Raw genomic sequence first — 17,847 nt, 5'->3', positions numbered from 1 at the left:
GCTGCCATGGATCATGCCTCGCTGGTCAGCCCGTTCGTATTTCAGCTCTCGATCTTCGTGCTCGCCGTGTTCGTCGGGTATTTCGTGGTGTGGTCGGTGACGCCCGCGCTGCATACGCCGTTGATGTCGGTGACCAATGCGATTTCTTCGGTGATCGTGGTCGGCGCACTGCTCGCGGTCGGCGTCAATATGGTCGGCAGCGGCGGTGCCTTGGCGCGCGGCTTCGGCTTCGTCGCGCTGGTCTTTGCATGCGTCAATATTTTCGGCGGCTTCCTGGTCACGCAGCGCATGCTTGCGATGTACCAGAAGAAAAAGAAGTAAGGGCAGCCCGATGAACGCCAATCTCGCCGCACTGCTCTATCTCGTCGCGGGCATCCTCTTCATCCTGTCGCTGCGCGGGCTGTCCAGCCCGGCGTCCAGCCGGCAGGGCAATTTCCTCGGCATGGCCGGCATGGTCATCGCCGTGGGCACCACGCTGGCCGCGCATCCGCCGGCCGATGCGCTCGGCTGGGTCCTGGTGATCCTCGGTATCGCCATCGGTGGCGGCATCGGCGCGGTCATTGCCAAGCGCGTACCGATGACCTCGATGCCCGAACTGGTCGCGGCGTTCCACTCACTGGTCGGCATGGCCGCTGTGCTGGTTGCCGCCGGCGCGTTCTACGCGCCGGAAGCCTTCGGCATTCTCGATCCGGTGACCAAGAAGATCGTCGGCGCCAGCCTCGTCGAAATGTCGCTCGGCGTTGCCATCGGCGCGCTGACCTTCACCGGCTCGGTGATCGCGTTCGCCAAGCTCTCCGGCCGCATGAGCGGCTCGCCGATCATCCTGCCGGCGCGTCACATCATCAACATCGTGCTCGCTCTGGCGCTGGTGTTCTTCATCTATGGCCTGGTGCATTCCGGTAGCGCGGTCGACTTCTGGATGATCACCATCCTCGCGCTGGTGCTCGGTGCCTTGCTGATCATTCCGATCGGCGGTGCCGACATGCCGGTCGTGATCTCGATGCTGAACTCGTATTCGGGTTGGGCCGCCGCCGGCATCGGCTTCACGCTGGGCAATTCGGCGCTGATCATCACCGGCGCACTGGTTGGCTCGTCGGGTGCGATCCTGTCCTACATCATGTGCCACGCGATGAACCGCTCGTTCATCTCGGTGATCCTCGGCGGCTTCGGCGGCGAGACCGCTGCGGCGGGTGGTGGCGCCGGTGGCGAAGTGCGCCCGGTCAAGCTCGGTTCGGCCGACGACGCAGCTTTCATTTTGAAGAATGCGCAGAAGGTCATTATCGTGCCCGGCTATGGCATGGCGGTGGCGCAGGCACAGCATGCGCTGCGCGAAATGGCCGACACGCTGAAGAAGGAAGGCGTCGAGGTGAAATATGCCATTCACCCGGTCGCCGGCCGTATGCCCGGCCACATGAACGTACTGCTCGCCGAAGCCAACGTGCCTTATGACGAGGTGTTCGAACTCGAGGACATCAATTCGGAATTCGCGCAGGCTGACATCGCCTTCGTGATCGGCGCCAACGACGTCACCAATCCGGCGGCGGAAGACGACAAGACCTCACCGATCTACGGCATGCCGGTGCTGCAGGTGTGGAAGGCCGGCACCGTGATGTTCATCAAGCGCTCGCTCGCCTCGGGCTATGCCGGCATCGACAATCCGCTGTTCTATCGCGACAACACCATGATGCTGCTGGGTGACGCGAAGAAGGTCACCGAGAACATCGTCAAGGCGATGTAACTGGCCCGCATGGATCTCATTAAACGCCCGGCTACAAGCCGGGCGTTTTCCGTTTGGAAGGTCAGCTCGCAGCATCCTCTTTCGGCAAGCGATATAGCGCGCACAGCTTGTTGCCATCGGGATCCCTGAGATAGGCGAGATAGAGCTTCACGCCACCTTCGCGGATGCCCGGCGGCTCTTCGCAGGTGGTGGCGCCATTGGCGATGCCGGCGGCGTGCCAGGCTTCGGCTTCGTCCTGCGATTTGGCGAGAAAGCCGATGGTGCCGCCGTTGGCGGGCGTGGCCGGCTCGCCATTGATCGGCTTCGACACCGAGAAAGTGCCGGTTTTGGTGCGGTAGAAAACCCGGTGGCGATCGACGGCGCCGGGCGGGACGCCCAGTGTGCCGAGCAGCTTGTCATAAAACGACTTCGCGGCTTCGAGGTCGTTGGTGCCGATCATGACATGTGAAAACATCTCGCTTCCTCTCCCGGTTTCTTGCAAACTCACCTTCAGGTGATACGCAACTATACGCATCATATGCAGTTTGGCGAGACGGCATGACCCTGCCGCGCAATCGCTCTTGTGGGTCTGCAATGGCGGCGTGTCGCTTGCTGCCGAACCCGTTTTCAATCAGGACACTTGCTTGATGTCAGCACATCCCATGCCCAGATCGTCCTGGATTTTCCCCACGTTGGCCGTTCTGCTTTTTATCGCGACGTCGATTCCTTCGCTCGGGATCGGATTCACGGAGACGACTGCTGGCATTGTGTTCGCGGTTGTTCTGCTGGTCATCCTGTTCGGCACGGTGTTCGCCGCCGTGCATCATGCCGAAGTCATCGCACACAAGATCGGCGAACCGTTCGGCACGCTGTTGCTGACACTGGCCGTGACCATCATCGAGGTGGCGCTGATCGCCTCCATCATGCTGGGTGACAAGGCCGTTCCGACACTGGCGCGCGATACCGTCTTCGCGGTGGTGATGATCGTTTGCAACGGTCTGGTTGGCATCTGCATCCTCGTCGGAGGGTTACGTTACCGAGAGCAGGATTTTCAGGTCACGGGGTCGAATATTTATCTCAGCGTACTGATTGTGATGGCGACGATCACGCTAATCCTGCCGAATTACACCCTGACCACTCCGGGACCTTTCTATTCGAACGCACAGCTCGCTTTTGTCAGCGTCGCCACCATCATGCTCTATGCGGTGTTTCTCTACACACAGACCATCCGACATCAGGATTACTTCGTCGCAGACGGAAGTAGCGAAGGTGCCGCAGGCGGGCATGTTTCCAACCGTCTTCTGGCCATCAGCGCCATTTTGCTGCTGGTCTCGTTGCTGGCGGTGGTGCTGCTGGCGAAGAAATTCTCGCTGGTGGTAGATGCCGGCATTGAACGGATCGGCGCGCCGGAAGCCTTTGCCGGTATCCTCGTGGCGCTGCTGATCTTGCTGCCGGAAAGCGTCGCCGCCATTTCTGCCGCGCGTGGCAACGATCTGCAGAAGAGCATCAACCTCGCACTTGGTTCATCGCTCGCCACCATCGGACTGACGATCCCTGCGGTTGCAGTGGCGGCCTATGCGTTAGACAAGGAACTGGTGCTCGGTCTCAGTGCGCAGAAGATGGTGCTGCTGGTGATGACCTTCGTGCTGAGCATGCTGACCTTTGGCACCGGGCGCACGAACATCCTGTTCGGGCTGGTCCATTTGGTGGTGTTTGCGGTATTCATCTTCATGGTGTTTGTGCCGTGACCACTTTGGAGAATGAGACGATGCTCGCTGCCCAGTCCGACGTTCAGCAGGACACGCCCGAAGTTCGCGTCACCGAATGGCGACTCGCGCCTGGCGCGGCGACTGGTCACCACACCCATGGGATGGACTATGTGATCGTTCCGATCACCACGAGCGTGATGACCATCGTTGCGCCGGACGGCACCCGCTCGCAGGCGCCGATCACGACCGGCAAATCCTATTTCCGCAAGGCAGGCGTCGAGCATGACGTTCTGAATGAAACCGACAAGGAAATCGTGTTTCTCGAGGTCGAGGTTAAGAAAGCTTAACCTTATCTGCCTCCAGCGGCTGCCGGTTCATTGTGTTTAGCCTGCTGAGGACCACCTGAAACAATTCAATGCGACGGATTGGAACTTTGCCTTCGATCCGTCGCGATTGATCCCTGAATCAGCCTCAAACTCCCAGCATGAAGCAGCTTGCGGAAGAGGCCGGTCCATGCTGCACAAGTATCTCTCGAAGTTCACCATCGATATCTTGCCATCGATTCTGGCGACGATCGTGGGTGCCTATATCGTCAATCACTACATCATCCCGAAGGCGAGCCCGGATCGGCCCGCTGCGGCTGTCGCATCGACGCCTGCCGAGCCGAAGCCTGACACCAAGGCAGCGACAGCCAAGCCCGCCGAGAATTCTGCCGACCTCGCCAATCTGCCCGAATCGGCCCCGGCCAAGGCCGGCGACAAGCCGGTGGTCGAGAAGGCCAGCATCGAAAAGCCTGAGGCGGCCACGACACCCGAGCCGCGCCGCCATCAGCCGGCATTGCGCGAGAAGGCAGCTGCCAAACCCGCGCCGGCTCCGGCCGCGCCTGCGCCCGTCCTTGCCACCGTGGGCACCGCGCCGGCGGCGAATGCCAGCGCGGATGAACGCCGCGACGCCAACGATCTCGCCCGTGCTGCCATCGAGCGCCTGAACCGCAGCGAACCGCGACCCCAGGAAGCTGCCCGTGCGCTTGAGACTCCGCGTGCACCGGAGGCGCCGCGGGTGCAGGAAGCCGCACGGACTGTTTCCCCTCCGTCGATGCAGCAGCTGCCGCCGCCGATCGTGGTGGCGACGCCAAGCGTCGAGAAGTTCGATCCTATGCCTTCGCCGCACTCTGAGCGTTCCGAAGCGCGGCGCATGCGTCCGCCCGGCGAGATCCCGGCACCGCAGCCGATGGACCTGCAGGCGGATGCTGCTGGCACACCGCGATCTGAGCGCACTAACGTGGCCGAAGACGTGCTGTCTGCGGCAAAGTCGGTGTTCAATTCGGTGATTCCGCGCCCGTTCGAGCGCTAAGGGAAGCGTGGATCGTCCGAGCGTTGCTCTCACGTATGCAGGGCGACGCCGTATTGCTATCAGCCTGACCCTTGCCAGCTTTAGCTAGCCCGCGCGTCCACCCGTGCGGGCGAGGCCGCTCCGCGCGGCGTTGTCCTTCGGACGGAGTGCGACAGCGCGGCTGTAGGAGTCCGCAGCCCTGGCCCTGTCGCCAAGCTTCTCATAGGTCGCGCCGCGGGTCAGCCAGACCTGCGCATTGCCCGGTGCCACCTGCGAAGCCTCGTCGAGATCCGCTGCGGCTTCCTGGTTTTTGCCGAGGGCGAGATAGCATTGCGCGCGGCCGAGCAGGGGATCCGCCTGCTGCGGCGTCAGGCCGTTGGCTGACGTAAAATCCGCGATGGCGAATTCATACTTCTTCTCGGACTGATAAAGCAGCCCGCGTTGGTAGAAGGTCTGCGCACTGTGCGGATCGAGGTCGAGTGCCTGACTGAAGGCCAGCAGCGCGTCATCGGGCTTGCCGGATTGTGCGAGCGCCTGCGCGCGTGCAGCGTGGATCTGTGCATCCTGCGGATTGGTCTTGCCGGCATTCGCGGGCGGCGGGGGCGCCAGAGCCGTCGTCTTCGGTTCGTCCTTGTCAGACCCGGGTGTCAGTGACGACAGGTTGAACGAGCATCCGGTGCCGCACAGACCCGCAACGACAAGGGCAATCGCGGTAAGGCCGCGGGCGCCGAAGCGGGACGAGCACTTGCGGACGGGACATTCCATGCAGGGCAAATCTCACGCAGCGACCAATGACCTATTGGTAGCGCGACATCGGGCAAAATGCACCTGATCAAGACCAGCGCGCCAAGGGAGTAGCTCGCGCAAAAGCAACTGCGCAAAAAAAATAACGCGGGCTTGGGCCCGCGTTATCGAACTCAAATGATGACGCGAATTTAGCGCGGTGTGCGCGGAGCAGCGCCTGCGCCGGGACGGCCGCCACGATCGGCGCCAGGACCCGCGCCGAACACCGGCTTCGGCTTCATCGGCAGCAGGCCTTCGCGCTGCAGCTTCTTGCGAGCCAGCTTGCGTGCGCGACGCACGGCCTCAGCCTTCTCGCGAGCCTTCTTCTCAGAGGGCTTCTCGTAGTGACCGCGGAGCTTCATCTCGCGGAAAATACCCTCACGCTGCATCTTCTTCTTCAGCGCCTTGAGAGCCTGATCGACGTTATTATCGCGAACGAGAACCTGCACGCGGCATCCTCTTTTCAATTGATCGGATTTGAATTTCGGTAAAGCGAAGGGCCGACAAAAGCCATGCCCTTAACCTCAAGGGCGCCGATGTACCAGATGAAATGGTGAATGTCCACCTTGCGGCGCCGTCATTTTAACCTCTTGGGCCGGGAAAATAGCGTGTTTTTTCGAATTTTCTCGGGTGGGGATAGGGCAGGTTCCCTGTCTCGACAGGTATTGGAGCACGGACGCATAATTCCCGCGGCGACTCAGCCGGGACGCCGATTACGACCGGAGAGCATCATGAATGGGAAAAAATACGCGGCCGAACTGATCGGCACCTTTTGGCTCACATTTGCAGGCTGCGGCAGTGCCGTAATCGCGGCAGCATTTCCGCAGGTTGGTATCGGTCTCGTCGGGGTCTCGCTCGCCTTCGGCCTCAGCGTCGTGACCATGGCCTATGCCATCGGCCACGTTTCGGGCTGCCATCTCAATCCTGCGGTCACCGTGGGCCTTGCGGCGGGTGGACGTTTTCCCGCCGGCCAGATTCTCCCTTATGTGATTGCGCAGGTCGTCGGTGCGATAGCGGGGGCGGCCGTGTTGTATGTCATCGCCAGCGGCGCTGCCGGTTTCGATCTTGCCAAGGGCTTTGCCTCGAACGGCTACGGCGATCATTCGCCCGGCAAATACAGCATGGTGGCGGGCTTCATCATGGAAGTGGTGATGACCATGATGTTCCTGTTCATCATCATGGGCTCCACACATGGCAAGGCGCCTGCGGGCTTCGCGCCGCTGGCGATCGGGCTTGCGCTGGTGATGATCCACCTCGTCAGCATTCCAGTCACCAACACGTCGGTGAATCCGGCGCGCAGCACCGGGCCGGCATTGTTTGTCGGCGGCTGGGCACTGCAGCAGTTGTGGCTGTTCTGGGTGGCGCCGCTGGTTGGCGGTGTTCTCGGCGGCGCGATCTATCGCTGGCTGAGTGACGAGCCCGCCGGTGTGGTGGAAGGTAAGTCGGCCACCTGACGAATGAGGCGGTGAAGCCGGCGGCGTTACGTCGCCGGCTTCACCTCAACCACATGGCCCATCTTGCGGCCAGGCTTCGGTGCGCCCTTGCCATAGAGGTGCACGGTGGCGCCGGGGACGGTGAGCCACTTGCCATAATCGAGAATGTCGTCGCCGATCAGGTTGATCATGGTGACCTGGCCGTGGCGGACGGGTTTGGCGAGCGGCCAGCCGGCGATGGCGCGGATGTGCTGTTCGAATTGCGACACCGAGGCGCCATCGAGCGTCCAGTGGCCGGAATTGTGCACGCGCGGCGCAATTTCGTTCACGACAAGCGTCGCGCCGTCAATGGCGTCCTTTGGGCCTGGCACGACAAACAGTTCGACGGCAAAGACGCCGACATAGCCCAGCGCAGTGCCGATCTTCTCGGCGATCTCGCGTGCCTTCGCGGCAAGCGCGTCGGAGATGTGCGCGGGCGCATAGGAGAATTTCAGGATGTGATCGCGATGCTCGTTTTCGGTGACTTCGAAACATTCGACATGGCCGTCGGCGCCGCGTGCAGCGATGACCGAGACCTCGCGTTCGAATGGCACGAAGGCTTCAAGGATCGCGGAGTTGGTGCCGAGATCCTTCCAGACCTGATCGAGATCGTCACCCTCGCGGATGATTGCCTGGCCCTTGCCGTCATAACCGAAGCGACGCGTCTTGATGACAGCTGGCAGACCGATCTTCTTGACCGCTGCATGAAGCTCGCCAGCATTCGCAACGCCTGCGTAACCGGCCGTGCCGATACCCAGTGACGTTACAAAATCCTTCTCGGCCAGGCGGTCCTGCGTGGTCTGCAGGATGGCCTGTGCCGGCAGCACCGGGCGCCGCGCGTCGAGGATCATCGCGGTGGCGGCCGGCACGTTCTCGAATTCGTAGGTGATGACGTCGCAATCACTGGCGAACAGTTCGAGCGCCTCGACATCTGCATATTCAGCACAAGTTGCGTTCTGCACCACATCGAAAGCCGGCGAATCCGGATCCGGTGAAAAAACCTGACAGCGGAGGCCGAGGCGTGCTGCGGACATCGCCAACATGCGACCGAGCTGGCCGCCACCGAGAATGCCGATCGTATCGCCCGGCTTGAGAACCTTCGTCACCACAGCGCTCACGCCGCACCTTCCGGCTTTTCAGCCACGGCATCGGTCTGCGCCTTGCGCCAGGCGGCGAGCTTTGTCGCCAGTGCCGTGTCGTGCAGCGCCAGCACGCTCGCCGCGAGCAGTGCCGCATTGATAGCGCCGGGCTTGCCGATGGCCAGCGTGCCGACGGGCACGCCGCCCGGCATCTGTACGATCGAATACAACGAATCGACGCCGGACAGCGCCTTGGATTCCACGGGCACGCCGAACACCGGGAGCTCCGTCAGCGCCGCGGCCATGCCGGGCAAATGCGCAGCGCCGCCGGCACCGGCGATGATGATCTGGAAGCCCGCTGCCTTGGCGCCTTTGGCGAATGCGACCAGCCGGTCCGGCGTGCGGTGGGCCGAGACGATGCGCGCCTCATGGGATACGCCGAGCGCGGTCAGCGTTTCGGCGGCGTGGCGCATGGTTTCCCAGTCCGACTGGCTTCCCATAATAATGGCGACGGGCGCGGTCATTCCGTATTTTCTTTCGCGAATCCAGAAAGATAGGCTGGAAATACAATGTCGTCCCCTTGCGTGGCAAGGAGCGTGGCAAACATGATCTCGTCTTGGTGAAGACTGGCAAGCCTTGTAACAAATCCCATGCAAAAGAAAACCCGAACGCCTGCTGCAAAGTCGGTCAAACGCTCCATGAAGCTGGCGTTGCGCGGTTCCAAGGCGTTGGTGTCGCTGCCGAAAAGCCGCGGGCCGGCGGCCGCGCTGACGATCCGGCGGCTGGAGGTGCAACTCACGGAGGCGCAGGCGAAGATTGCCGAATTGCGCGCTTCGGCGGAAACCGACTTCCTGCTCGACATTCTCAACCGCCGTGGCTTTGCCCGCGAGCTGACCCGCGCCGTGGCCTTCATCGCCCGCTATGGCGCGACGGGTGCACTGATTGTGCTCGATGTCGACCGCCTCAAGCCGATCAACGACGCCTTCGGTCACGCGGCCGGCGACATCGTGCTCAAGGCTGTGGTTGGCGTGCTCCGGCGGCATGTCCGCGCATCCGACGTGATCGGGCGACTGGGTGGTGATGAATTCGTGCTGCTGCTGTGGAATGTCAGCGAGGCTGATGCACGCGCCAAGGCGCAGGTTTTGGAAGCCGCGATCGACCAGCTCACTTTCGTCTTCCGCGACATCAACGTGTCGGCCGGCGCCTCCGCAGGCGTCGCACTGCTGGGTCCTGAGGCCGATGGTGAAGCCGCGTTGGTTCAGGCCGACAAGGCGATGTATGTGCGCAAGACCGCGCGACGTGCGAAAGTGTAGTTAGCCGATCGTCGGCGTTGGCGCCCTTACAATGCGCTGAGGTCGCTTGGCACTTCGCCAAAGGCGCGGATCACCTGGGCGTCGCCGAACTCGCCGATCATCGGATCGCCGGTGCGGCTGAAGGCCAGTGCGCCGATCGAGCCCGGCGCACGGGACAATAGTTCGGCGCGGCGGATGGCGCCGGACGCGCTCTGACATTCTTCGGCAGCACCGGCGGCCGGCGAACCAGAGTCGTCGTGCAGGAAGGGCAGTGCGACATAATAGGTGATATCGGCCATGGCGCCCCTCACGAGTCGATTGATCTCGGCGCAAGTTTGTTCTTATTTTGTTCTTTTGTCAAGTTCGGCGCCCTGTGGCGATCTTCCCGTCGCGCGTCTTGATCCGCCGAAGCCGGCTTGCGCTGCGCCGGCGTCAGGCCGCCCAGCGTGAGCGTCATCGCGATCAATTCGCGCAGCCCATCCAGGCAAAGATGTTGGCGAACGATACAAGCAACAGGCGTGGAATGATGTGCCGCGCACGCGCAAACTTCCGCCGCGCCACATCGCGATGCCGGCCGGTCGCGAAGCTGGATTTTGATGATGGGCCAGTTTCAACGCTCCGCCCGCTGCATTCACCGCGAGGCAAAGAAAGCCGATCCATTGATCGTCACGCGTTGAGTTCGCAGCCCTGGTCGTTCTTCAACCCACAGCCACAGCGCGACGCGTTGTCTCAGGCAATAATATCCGGGGTGATCTGGTCTTCGATGAAGGAGATCCGGTCTTTCAGTTGAAGCTTCCTCTTCTTCAACCGTTGCAGTCGTAAAAGATCGGGTGCCGGTGAATGTTGCAAGGCATCGATAGCGGCGTCGAGGTCGCGATGTTCCTGCTGCAATCGGGCGAGTTCTAACGGGAGTTCGCGATCTTCGTCGTCGTTCATGTTTCTAGCTGACTGGATTCGCAAGTCATTTGCGAGGGATTTCTAGAATGACTATCGCCGGTGCAGGCGCACCACGCAAGCCGTCCGGTTCCAGGTTTTTGCGGCGCAATCAGGTCACGATTCGTTTCAGACGATACCCGAAACTCAAAATACACTTTTCAATACCCATCGACAGATGTCCACTGTCATGTAGAATTCATCGTCCAACCGAACGTATCCTGAGGTTCAATCCTACCGAGGAGTTTTCGAATGGCACTACAGGCGCATCTCGTCGAACTGGAACGCAAGCACAAAGTTCTCGAAAGCGAATTGCACGAAGCGCTCGTGCACCTGTCTACCGACGATCTCCGCATCGTCGAACTCAAGCGTCGAAAACTGATGGTCAGGGACGAAATCCAGCGTCTCAAAAACGGGGCCAGCGAAACGGTGCACTGATCAACGGCTGCACTGATCAGCGAACGATAAATCACAGCATCGACATCGCCGTCTACGTCACTGCTTTTGCGTAGGTGCGATGACGTCTTCCCCTCATCCCGCGATAGGTTTGCGACGAAGCTCCAGTATTCGGTTGGCCTGGATCACTTCGCCTGCAACCTTTCGCGTTCAATGTCCCGCCATCTCAGCCACGTAGTCCGCGATGGCCAGCGATGATGTCAGCCCCGGTGACTCGATGCCGAACAGGTTGATAAGGCCCGGCACGCCATGGGTCTGGGCACCCTGGATCATGAAATCCTGCACCGCGACTGCGGGCGGCACGATCTTCGGCCGCATTCCGGAATAGCTTGGCATCAATGCGCCGTCCGGCAAACTCGGCCAGTAGCGCCTGATGGCCGGATAGAACCTCTCTCCGCGTGCCGGATCGACTGTGTAGTCGATATGATCCACCCACTCGACGTCAGGGCCGAAACGCGCCTGACCGGCCAGATCGAGCGTCAGATGCACCCCGAGGCCGCCCGGTTCCGGCACGGGATAGATCAGCCGCGAGAACGGTGCTTTCGCATTGCAGCTGAAGTAGCAGCCTTTCGCCAGATAAGCGGGCGGTATCAGGTCGAGCGGCATGCCGTCGAGCATGCGGGCGATCGCGGTTGCGGACAGGCCTGCGGAATTGATCAGCATGTCGCAGCTGAGTGTCATCGGAGCCTCACCGCCGACATCCAGTTCGAAACCGTCGGCGGTGACCCGGCCACGTTCCAGCGGCGCGAGGAATGCGAAGGCCGCGCCGGCGGCTTCCGCTTCACCGCGCAGCGACAACATGTAGCTGTGGCTGTCGACGATTCCGGTGGAGGGGGACAACAGCGCGGCTTCGCAAGCCAGTGCGGGCTCCAGCGCCCGTGCCCCTGTCCCGGATAATTGCTTGAGGTCGGCGACGCCATTGGCTTCGGCATGCGCTTTGATCGACGCCAGTTTGGCGATCTCCTCCGGACGTGTGGCGACGATCAGTTTCCCGGAGTTGCGATGTGGGATGCCGCGATCCCGGCAATAATCATAGAGAGCCTGTTTTCCAGCGACGCAGAGCCGCGCCATCAGGCTGCCGGCCGGATAATAGATGCCGGCATGGATGACCTCGCTGTTGCGCGACGAGGTTACGGTACCAATCGCGTCCGCAGCCTCCAGCACGATGACCTCGCGTCCCGCTTCCGCCAGTCGCCGGGCGATCGCAAGACCCACGACGCCGGCGCCCACCACCACGCATTCAACCTTGTCCATGTCGCGTCCGATAGTTTGCTGCGCCGGTCATCCGCGGTTCGACCTTGCGCATGTGGCGCATTAGTAAAACATTAAGCATCACAGCTAATTACCACCAAATTTCGCCGCATTCCGCAGGTGCGACGATACGCATTTACCTGATCCACATACCTGTAACCAAACACTCACGCTGCGAATACGCGGGTGTGTAATGACTGGCAAGATCGGGCGATCAGACAGCAAGGCGGCAGTGTCCGTCATCGCGGTCGCGTGCCTTCTTGGCTGCACTACCGGAGCCCATGCAGAATCCCCGGCGGTTCATTATATCAGCGAACTCGACCCGCAAATGATCTGGCAGATTCTCATCGGTGGGTTTGTCGCGCTGGCATTTCTCGCCGCCATTGTGCTGTGGGTCGCCTCGGCACTGCGCAATGTGCGTCGCGAGCAGCAGCGTCGCAATGCGTTTGTCGGTTCTGCCCTCAATCATCTCGGCCAAGGCATCGTGATGCTCGACGACCAGAAGCGGGTCGTGTTTTGCAATGATCGCTATCTTGAGATCTACGACCTGACGCGCGCCGACATCACCAAGGATATTACCGGTCCAGGATTGCGTGAGTTACGCCGCCAGCGTGGCAAGCTCGATCTGGCCACCCAGAGCTTCTACGAGCAGACTGTTTCCGCCGGCGAGTACATTGCTGAAATGCCCGGTGGGCAATCCGTTCACGTCAAGTTCAGCCGGCTTCCCAATGGCGGCGCCATCGGCATTCATGAGGACTGCACCGAGCAGCGTTTCCTGCAGCGCGAGCTTGCGACCACCAAGCAGTTCCTCGAATCTGTCCTTGATCACGTCCCGATCTGCGTCGCGGCCAAGACCATTGACGATGGCCGCTATATCTTCGCCAACCGGGCTTTCGAGACCTTCTCTCGGCTCTCGCGCGATCAGATCGTCGGCAAGCGACCGGATCAGATATTCTCCGCACAGTCTGCGAAAGCGATTGCCGAAGCCGATGCCCTGGCAGTGGAAACACGCAGTCAGTGTCGCAGCGAGTTCAATGTAGAGATTGGTTCAGACGTCCGCACGCTGGATAGCAATCGCGTGATTGCCTTTAACGAACGCAATGAGCCGGCATTCCTGATTGCGCTGTTCGAGGATGTGACCGACCGCAAGTCGCTGTCCAAGGAACTGGAGAACGCCAAGAAATTCCTTGAGACCGTACTCGACAATATTCCTGTGTCGCTGATGGTGCAGCAGATCAGCACCGGCCGTTATCTGTTTGCCAACCGCGGCGCAGAAGTCATTCTGGGTCGCAAACGCGAAGACGCTATCGGTCTGACCGTTCCCGAAATGCTTCGCCCGGAAGAAGCGAAGCTGATTGTCAGTCGCGATCAGGCTGCGATCAGGGGCCGAACACCGATTGCGGAAGAGCATCCGATCAGCACGCGCGACGGATTGCGGCTGTTCCTGACCCGCCGGGTCACCGTCCTCGACGAAGCAGGCGAGCCGCAATATCTGATCAAGACCCACGAAGATGTCACCGACCGCCGCCAGACCGAGGCGCGGATGGCGCATATGGCCTATCACGACGGCCTGACCGATCTGCCGAACCGCCCGGCCTTTTTGCAGGCTCTGTCGCAGATGATCGATGCCTGCGGCGAGACCTCCGAGGAATTCGCGGTGCTGTCGATCGATCTCGACGGCCTGAAGGAGGTCAACGATGTCTTCGGTCACGCCATCGGTGACAAGCTGCTGATCGAAGTGTCGCGTCGTGTCGATGCAGCCGTGGGCGGCGGAGTTGTGGCGCGGCTCGGCGGTGACGAGTTCGGCGTGATCATCGACGGCGCGCAGCCCGCGGCCGGGCTGTTGATCGCAGAGCGGATCGCCGCGGCCCTTGCGGAGGAATTCCCGATCGAGGGCAAATCGGTGCGTACAGGCGTCACCACGGGCATCTCGCTGTTCCCGCGCGACGGCCATGACCCGGCCGCGTTGCTGGCGAATTCCGGCGCGGCGCTGTTCCGTGCCAAGTCGCAGTCGCGCGGTTCGATCAGCATCTTCGAGCCCCAAATGGACCAGCAACTGCGCGATCGCCGCGTGCTGCATCAGGACCTCTCGGCCGCGATCCGCAATGGCGAATTGTCGCTGCACTACCAGCCCCAGGCACGCGCCGGCCAGACCGTCGTCGATGCCGACATTACGGGCTTCGAGGCGCTGGCGCGGTGGATTCATCCGACGCGCGGTTTCGTGCCGCCTGGAGACTTTATTCCGCTGGCTGAAGAAAGTGGCCTGATCGTCGAGATGGGTGAGTGGATCCTGCGCCGGGCCTGCCTTGAGGCCGCCTCGTGGCCGGTACCGCTGCAGATCGCGGTCAACCTGTCGCCCGCGCAGTTCATGCACGGCGATCTCGTCGGCCTCGTGCATTCGATCCTGCTCGAAACCGGCCTGCAGCCCGGTCGCCTTGAGCTGGAAATCACCGAGGGTGTGCTGATCGAGGATTTCGATCGTGGTGTCGCGTTGCTGCGGCGGTTGAAGGCGCTCGGTGTGCGCATCTCGATGGACGACTTCGGCTCCGGCTATTCCTCGCTGACCTATCTGCAGGCATTTCCGTTCGACAAGATCAAGATCGACCGCGCTTTCGTGATCAATCTGGGGCTCAATCCGCAGTCCGCCGCCATCGTGCGCGCGGTCATCGGGCTTGGCCATGGCCTCGACGTCGCGATCGTTGCGGAAGGCGTCGAGACCCACGAGCAACTCTGCTTCCTCGCCAGCGAAGGCTGCGACGGCGTACAAGGCTACTTCATCGGGCGTCCTGCCCCGATTGCGCAATATGCTGCGCTGGTCGGACGGATTGCCGCCGCTACGCCCGCCGCGCGCATGGTCGGTTGAGCGACAGACCGTTGCGAAGTGCTGATGCTGTTGAGCCCGCGACGTTCCGCGGCTAGCTTGCGGTTATGACGAATCTCACTGCGACAGTCGCGGATCCGGCGGCCAGCGATGCGCCGGTCATCGCCTATCCCACGCCCTTGCTGCGGATTGACGGCGTCACCAAAAAATTCGGCGCGCATAGCGCAGTCGACGATCTCTCCTTGGACATCAAGGCCGGTGAATTCTTCGCGCTGCTCGGCCCGAGCGGTTGTGGCAAGACCACGTTACTGCGCATGCTGGCCGGTTTCGAAGCGCCGGACACGGGCAAGATCGAGTTGAACGGCGAGGATATCGCCGCGGTCTTGCCGCATCAGCGGCCCGTCAACATGATGTTCCAGAACTACGCGCTGTTTCCCCATCTCAACGTGCGCGACAATATCGGTTTCGGTCTCAAGAGTGCTGGCCTGACGCGTCTCGGCATCGATACGCGGGTTGCCGAGATGGTGGCGCTGGTCAAGCTCCAGGGACTGGAGAAACGCCGACCGGATCAGTTGTCGGGCGGCCAGAAACAACGCGTGGCGCTCGCCCGGGCACTGGCGCGGCATCCGCAATTGTTGCTGCTCGATGAGCCGCTGGCAGCTCTCGACAAGAAACTGCGCGAGGAAACCCAGGTCGAGTTGATGGCGCTGCAGCGTCAGCTCGGCACCACCTTCGTGATCGTCACCCACGATCAGGAGGAGGCGATGACCATGGCCGACCGCATCGGCGTCATGAATGATGGTCGCCTGCAACAGGTAGCGACACCGCGACAGCTTTATGAGGCGCCCGCATCGCGCTGGGTCGCGGAGTTCGTCGGCGACATCAACATCATCGAGGGCGGGATCACGCACCGTGACAGTCATCGCCTGACCATTGCAGGCCGCGATGTAGGAACCCTGTTTGCGATCGAGCCGCGCCAGCCCGTCGGCGATGCGGTCATCTGCGTTGCGATCCGCCCGGAGAAGATCCGGTTGTCGCGTCGCGGGCCGGCGACGGACCTCGTCAATAGCGGCGCCATGAACAGCCTTGAGGGGGTCATCTCCGACGTCGGCTATCTCGGCGGTCGCTCGCTCTACAAGGTGAAGCTCGACCGCGGAGCCACATTGCGGGTCGCTCTCGCCAACACGGCGCGGCTCGATGTCGATGCCTATTCGATGGGGGAGCGCGTCGCGGCATGGTTTGCTCCCGATGATTGCGTGGTGCTGGTTCAATGAGCGCGCGCCGCATCTTCACGGCGCCGGCGCGGCTCGCTGCGATCCCGCCCTATGTCTGGATGGTGCTGTTCTTTCTGGTGCCGTTCGGTTTCGTGCTGAAGATCAGCCTGTCGCAGACAGCGATTGCGCAGCCGCCTTATATGCCGGTGTTCGGGCTGTCCGAGGGGATCGATGGACTGAAAGCGTCGTTTGCCGCGCTGTCGCTGGATAATTTTCGGTTGCTCGTTTCGGACAATCTCTATCTCGCATCCTATCTGCGCAGCGTCCTCGTCGCCGTCGTATCGACCCTGATCTTGCTCGCGGTCGGTTATCCCATCGCCTATGGCATGGCGCGTCTGCCGCGACGCTGGCAGGGTATCGCGATGATGCTGGTGATCGTGCCGTTCTGGACCTCGTTCCTGATCCGCATCTATGCCTGGATCAACATCCTGCAGCATGACGGCTTGCTCAATAAGGTCCTTCTTGCGCTGCACGTCGTATCGACGCCAGTCGTGTGGCTGTCCACCGACAGTGCGATGTATCTCGGCATCGTCTATTCCTATCTGCCTTTCATGATCCTGCCGCTCTATGCCACGCTGGCGAAGCAGGACCCGTCGCTGATCGAAGCCGCGGCAGATCTCGGCGTCTCGCGCATCGACGCCTTCTGGCTGGTAACAGTTCCGTTGTCCCTGCGCGGCGTCGGCGCCGGTGCACTGCTGTGTTTCATCCCGATCATGGGCGAATTCGTCATTCCCGATCTGCTCGCCGGATCGAATGCGCTGATGATCGGCCAGACGCTGTGGCTCGAATTCTTCACCAACAAGGATTGGCCGGTGGCGTCGGCTACCGCGATTGTGTTGCTCGGGCTGCTGTTGATCCCGTTATTGGTCTATGACCGGCTGCAGCGCCGGCAGCTGGAAGCGCGCTGATGGCCGTGCATCCGCTCCGCCTGTCGCGCTTTAACGTCACGTCGCTGGTGCTCGGCCTGGCGTTTCTCTATCTGCCGATCGTCATTCTGGTCATCTATTCATTCAACGCGTCTCGCCTCGTGACCGTGTGGGGCGGCTGGTCGACGCGCTGGTACACCGAATTCTTCAACGACCGTGCGATGCTCGATGCTGCCTGGATGAGTCTTCGCGTGGGGGTCGTGTCGGCAACGCTCGCAACGCTGCTCGGCACTTTGGCCGCGATAGCGTTGACGCGTGGCACGGGATTTCGCGGTCGCATGCTGATGTCCGGGATGCTCTACGCGCCGCTGGTGATGCCCGAGGTGATTACCGGCCTGTCGTTGTTGCTTTTGTTCGTGGCGCTGGATGCCGGGCGCGGCTTTGTCACGGTGACCATCGCCCACACCACACTCACCATGTGCTTTGTCGCTGTCGTGGTGCAGTCGCGTCTCGCCGGCATCGATCGCAGCCTCGAGGAAGCGGCTATGGATCTCGGCCGCGATCCGCTCCGTGCATTTATAGCCGTTACGTTGCCGCTGATCTGGCCGGCCATTGCAGCGGGCTGGATGCTGGCCTTCACGCTGTCGCTGGACGATCTCGTCATCGCCAGTTTCACAACCGGGCCGGGCTCGGCAACGCTGCCGATCCGGATCTATTCGGAAGTGCGTCTTGGCGTGAAACCGGAGATCAACGCCATCTGCACGCTGATCGTCGGTTTCATCGCCGTCGTTATCGTGCTGGCATCGCTGGTGTCGAAACTGTCGAGCGCCCGGGGCGAAAGCGCTGCGCCGTTGTAAGGCGA

General features: G+C 61.7%; 22 protein-coding genes. 12 read left to right on the top strand and 10 right to left on the bottom strand.

The genetic code is table 11. The features are described 5' to 3' along the window. The first annotated feature begins 6 nt into the window (after positions 1-6). Both A4A58_RS00415 and A4A58_RS00410 read left to right on the top strand, forming a co-directional pair. Positions 7-321: a proton-translocating transhydrogenase family protein gene (locus A4A58_RS00415; RefSeq protein ID WP_068728810.1), complete on the top strand. Its 315-nt coding sequence runs from the start codon at positions 7-9 to the stop codon at positions 319-321. A gap of 10 nt (positions 322-331) precedes the next feature. Next, positions 332-1,738, top strand: a complete 1,407-nt coding sequence (locus tag A4A58_RS00410; RefSeq protein ID WP_068728808.1) for an NAD(P)(+) transhydrogenase (Re/Si-specific) subunit beta — start codon at positions 332-334, stop codon at positions 1,736-1,738. A gap of 61 nt (positions 1,739-1,799) precedes the next feature. Here A4A58_RS00410 and A4A58_RS00405 read toward each other — a convergent pair whose 3' ends face one another. Further along, a complete protein-coding gene (locus tag A4A58_RS00405; protein WP_068728806.1) occupies positions 1,800-2,192 on the bottom strand; it encodes a VOC family protein in 393 nt (130 codons plus the stop codon). A 172-nt stretch (positions 2,193-2,364) separates the two neighbouring features. Here A4A58_RS00405 and A4A58_RS00400 point away from each other — a divergent pair, with 172 nt between their 5' ends. From A4A58_RS00400 to A4A58_RS00390, 3 genes are all read left to right on the top strand, one after another. Then, positions 2,365-3,465: a calcium:proton antiporter gene (locus A4A58_RS00400; protein WP_068730344.1), complete on the top strand. Its 1,101-nt coding sequence runs from the start codon at positions 2,365-2,367 to the stop codon at positions 3,463-3,465. A gap of 20 nt (positions 3,466-3,485) precedes the next feature. Beyond that, positions 3,486-3,773 carry a cupin domain-containing protein gene (locus A4A58_RS00395; RefSeq protein WP_068730343.1) on the top strand — a complete coding sequence of 96 codons (288 nt, stop codon included), beginning with the start codon at positions 3,486-3,488 and terminating at the stop codon, positions 3,771-3,773. A 166-nt stretch (positions 3,774-3,939) separates the two neighbouring features. Further along, the gene (locus tag A4A58_RS00390; RefSeq protein WP_068728804.1) at positions 3,940-4,779 is read left to right on the top strand and encodes a hypothetical protein; all 840 of its coding nucleotides are present in this window, start codon (positions 3,940-3,942) and stop codon (positions 4,777-4,779) included. Between the two features lie 84 nt (positions 4,780-4,863). On the opposite strand, the gene A4A58_RS00385 is transcribed toward A4A58_RS00390, so the two are convergent. Together A4A58_RS00385 and rpsU are read right to left on the bottom strand one after the other, a co-directional pair. Continuing rightward, a complete protein-coding gene (locus A4A58_RS00385; RefSeq protein ID WP_068728802.1) occupies positions 4,864-5,523 on the bottom strand; it encodes a tetratricopeptide repeat protein in 660 nt (219 codons plus the stop codon). Between the two features lie 170 nt (positions 5,524-5,693). Next, entirely contained in the window at positions 5,694-5,990 is a 297-nt protein-coding gene (gene rpsU / locus A4A58_RS00380; protein WP_068728794.1) for a 30S ribosomal protein S21, read from the bottom strand. Positions 5,991-6,272: 282 nt separating this feature from the next. Here rpsU and aqpZ point away from each other — a divergent pair, with 282 nt between their 5' ends. Next, a complete protein-coding gene (gene aqpZ / locus A4A58_RS00375; protein WP_068728793.1) occupies positions 6,273-6,995 on the top strand; it encodes an aquaporin Z in 723 nt (240 codons plus the stop codon). A 26-nt stretch (positions 6,996-7,021) separates the two neighbouring features. Here the strand turns inward: aqpZ and A4A58_RS00370 are convergent, their stop codons facing one another. The 3 genes from A4A58_RS00370 to A4A58_RS31235 are packed head-to-tail and all read right to left on the bottom strand — an operon-like array spanning position 7,022 to position 8,792. Then, positions 7,022-8,119 carry a 5-(carboxyamino)imidazole ribonucleotide synthase gene (locus tag A4A58_RS00370; protein WP_283804884.1) on the bottom strand — a complete coding sequence of 366 codons (1,098 nt, stop codon included), beginning with the start codon at positions 8,117-8,119 and terminating at the stop codon, positions 7,022-7,024. A gap of 8 nt (positions 8,120-8,127) precedes the next feature. Then, on the bottom strand, positions 8,128-8,616 hold the full coding sequence (purE, locus tag A4A58_RS00365; RefSeq protein WP_068728790.1) for a 5-(carboxyamino)imidazole ribonucleotide mutase: 489 nt from the start codon (positions 8,614-8,616) through the stop codon (positions 8,128-8,130). Next, positions 8,613-8,792, bottom strand: a complete 180-nt coding sequence (locus A4A58_RS31235) for a hypothetical protein (RefSeq protein WP_170849526.1) — start codon at positions 8,790-8,792, stop codon at positions 8,613-8,615. Before A4A58_RS31235 ends, purE begins: the two co-directional genes overlap by 4 nt. Here A4A58_RS31235 and A4A58_RS00360 point away from each other — a divergent pair. After that, positions 8,791-9,405, top strand: a complete 615-nt coding sequence (locus A4A58_RS00360; protein ID WP_244499615.1) for a GGDEF domain-containing protein — start codon at positions 8,791-8,793, stop codon at positions 9,403-9,405. The two genes, A4A58_RS31235 and A4A58_RS00360, sit on opposite strands and share 2 nt — an antisense overlap. A 26-nt stretch (positions 9,406-9,431) precedes the next feature. Here A4A58_RS00360 and A4A58_RS00355 read toward each other — a convergent pair whose 3' ends face one another. From A4A58_RS00355 to A4A58_RS00350, 3 genes are all read right to left on the bottom strand, one after another. Further along, positions 9,432-9,683: a hypothetical protein gene (locus tag A4A58_RS00355; RefSeq protein WP_068728784.1), complete on the bottom strand. Its 252-nt coding sequence runs from the start codon at positions 9,681-9,683 to the stop codon at positions 9,432-9,434. A gap of 8 nt (positions 9,684-9,691) precedes the next feature. Next, positions 9,692-9,841, bottom strand: coding sequence for a hypothetical protein (locus tag A4A58_RS30660; protein WP_158005628.1), 150 nt, complete (start codon positions 9,839-9,841; stop codon positions 9,692-9,694). 272 nt (positions 9,842-10,113) lie between these two features. Further along, positions 10,114-10,320, bottom strand: coding sequence for a YdcH family protein (locus A4A58_RS00350; protein ID WP_068728782.1), 207 nt, complete (start codon positions 10,318-10,320; stop codon positions 10,114-10,116). Between the two features lie 249 nt (positions 10,321-10,569). On the opposite strand from A4A58_RS00350, the gene A4A58_RS00345 reads away from it, so the two are divergent. Next, on the top strand, positions 10,570-10,755 hold the full coding sequence (locus A4A58_RS00345) for a YdcH family protein (protein ID WP_068728781.1): 186 nt from the start codon (positions 10,570-10,572) through the stop codon (positions 10,753-10,755). A 168-nt stretch (positions 10,756-10,923) separates the two neighbouring features. Here the strand turns inward: A4A58_RS00345 and A4A58_RS00340 are convergent, their stop codons facing one another. Continuing rightward, positions 10,924-12,027, bottom strand: coding sequence for an NAD(P)/FAD-dependent oxidoreductase (locus A4A58_RS00340; RefSeq protein WP_068728780.1), 1,104 nt, complete (start codon positions 12,025-12,027; stop codon positions 10,924-10,926). 190 nt (positions 12,028-12,217) lie between these two features. Between A4A58_RS00340 and A4A58_RS00335 the strand changes: the two genes are divergently transcribed. From A4A58_RS00335 to A4A58_RS00320, 4 genes are all read left to right on the top strand, one after another. Continuing rightward, entirely contained in the window at positions 12,218-14,887 is a 2,670-nt protein-coding gene (locus tag A4A58_RS00335; RefSeq protein ID WP_068728778.1) for a sensor domain-containing protein, read from the top strand. A gap of 65 nt (positions 14,888-14,952) precedes the next feature. After that, a complete protein-coding gene (locus tag A4A58_RS00330) occupies positions 14,953-16,119 on the top strand; it encodes an ABC transporter ATP-binding protein (protein ID WP_068728776.1) in 1,167 nt (388 codons plus the stop codon). Beyond that, the gene (locus A4A58_RS00325) at positions 16,116-17,027 is read left to right on the top strand and encodes an ABC transporter permease (protein ID WP_068728774.1); all 912 of its coding nucleotides are present in this window, start codon (positions 16,116-16,118) and stop codon (positions 17,025-17,027) included. The genes A4A58_RS00330 and A4A58_RS00325 overlap by 4 nt, the downstream gene beginning before the upstream one ends. Beyond that, the gene (locus tag A4A58_RS00320; protein WP_068728770.1) at positions 17,027-17,842 is read left to right on the top strand and encodes an ABC transporter permease; all 816 of its coding nucleotides are present in this window, start codon (positions 17,027-17,029) and stop codon (positions 17,840-17,842) included. The genes A4A58_RS00325 and A4A58_RS00320 overlap by 1 nt, the downstream gene beginning before the upstream one ends. Positions 17,843-17,847: the final 5 nt, after the last annotated feature.

Source organism: Tardiphaga robiniae (assembly GCF_001618955.1).
Lineage (GTDB): Bacteria > Pseudomonadota > Alphaproteobacteria > Rhizobiales > Xanthobacteraceae > Tardiphaga > Tardiphaga robiniae_A.
Note: the sequence above shows the minus strand (reverse complement) of the source record. Positions and strands in the feature narration are given on the sequence as shown.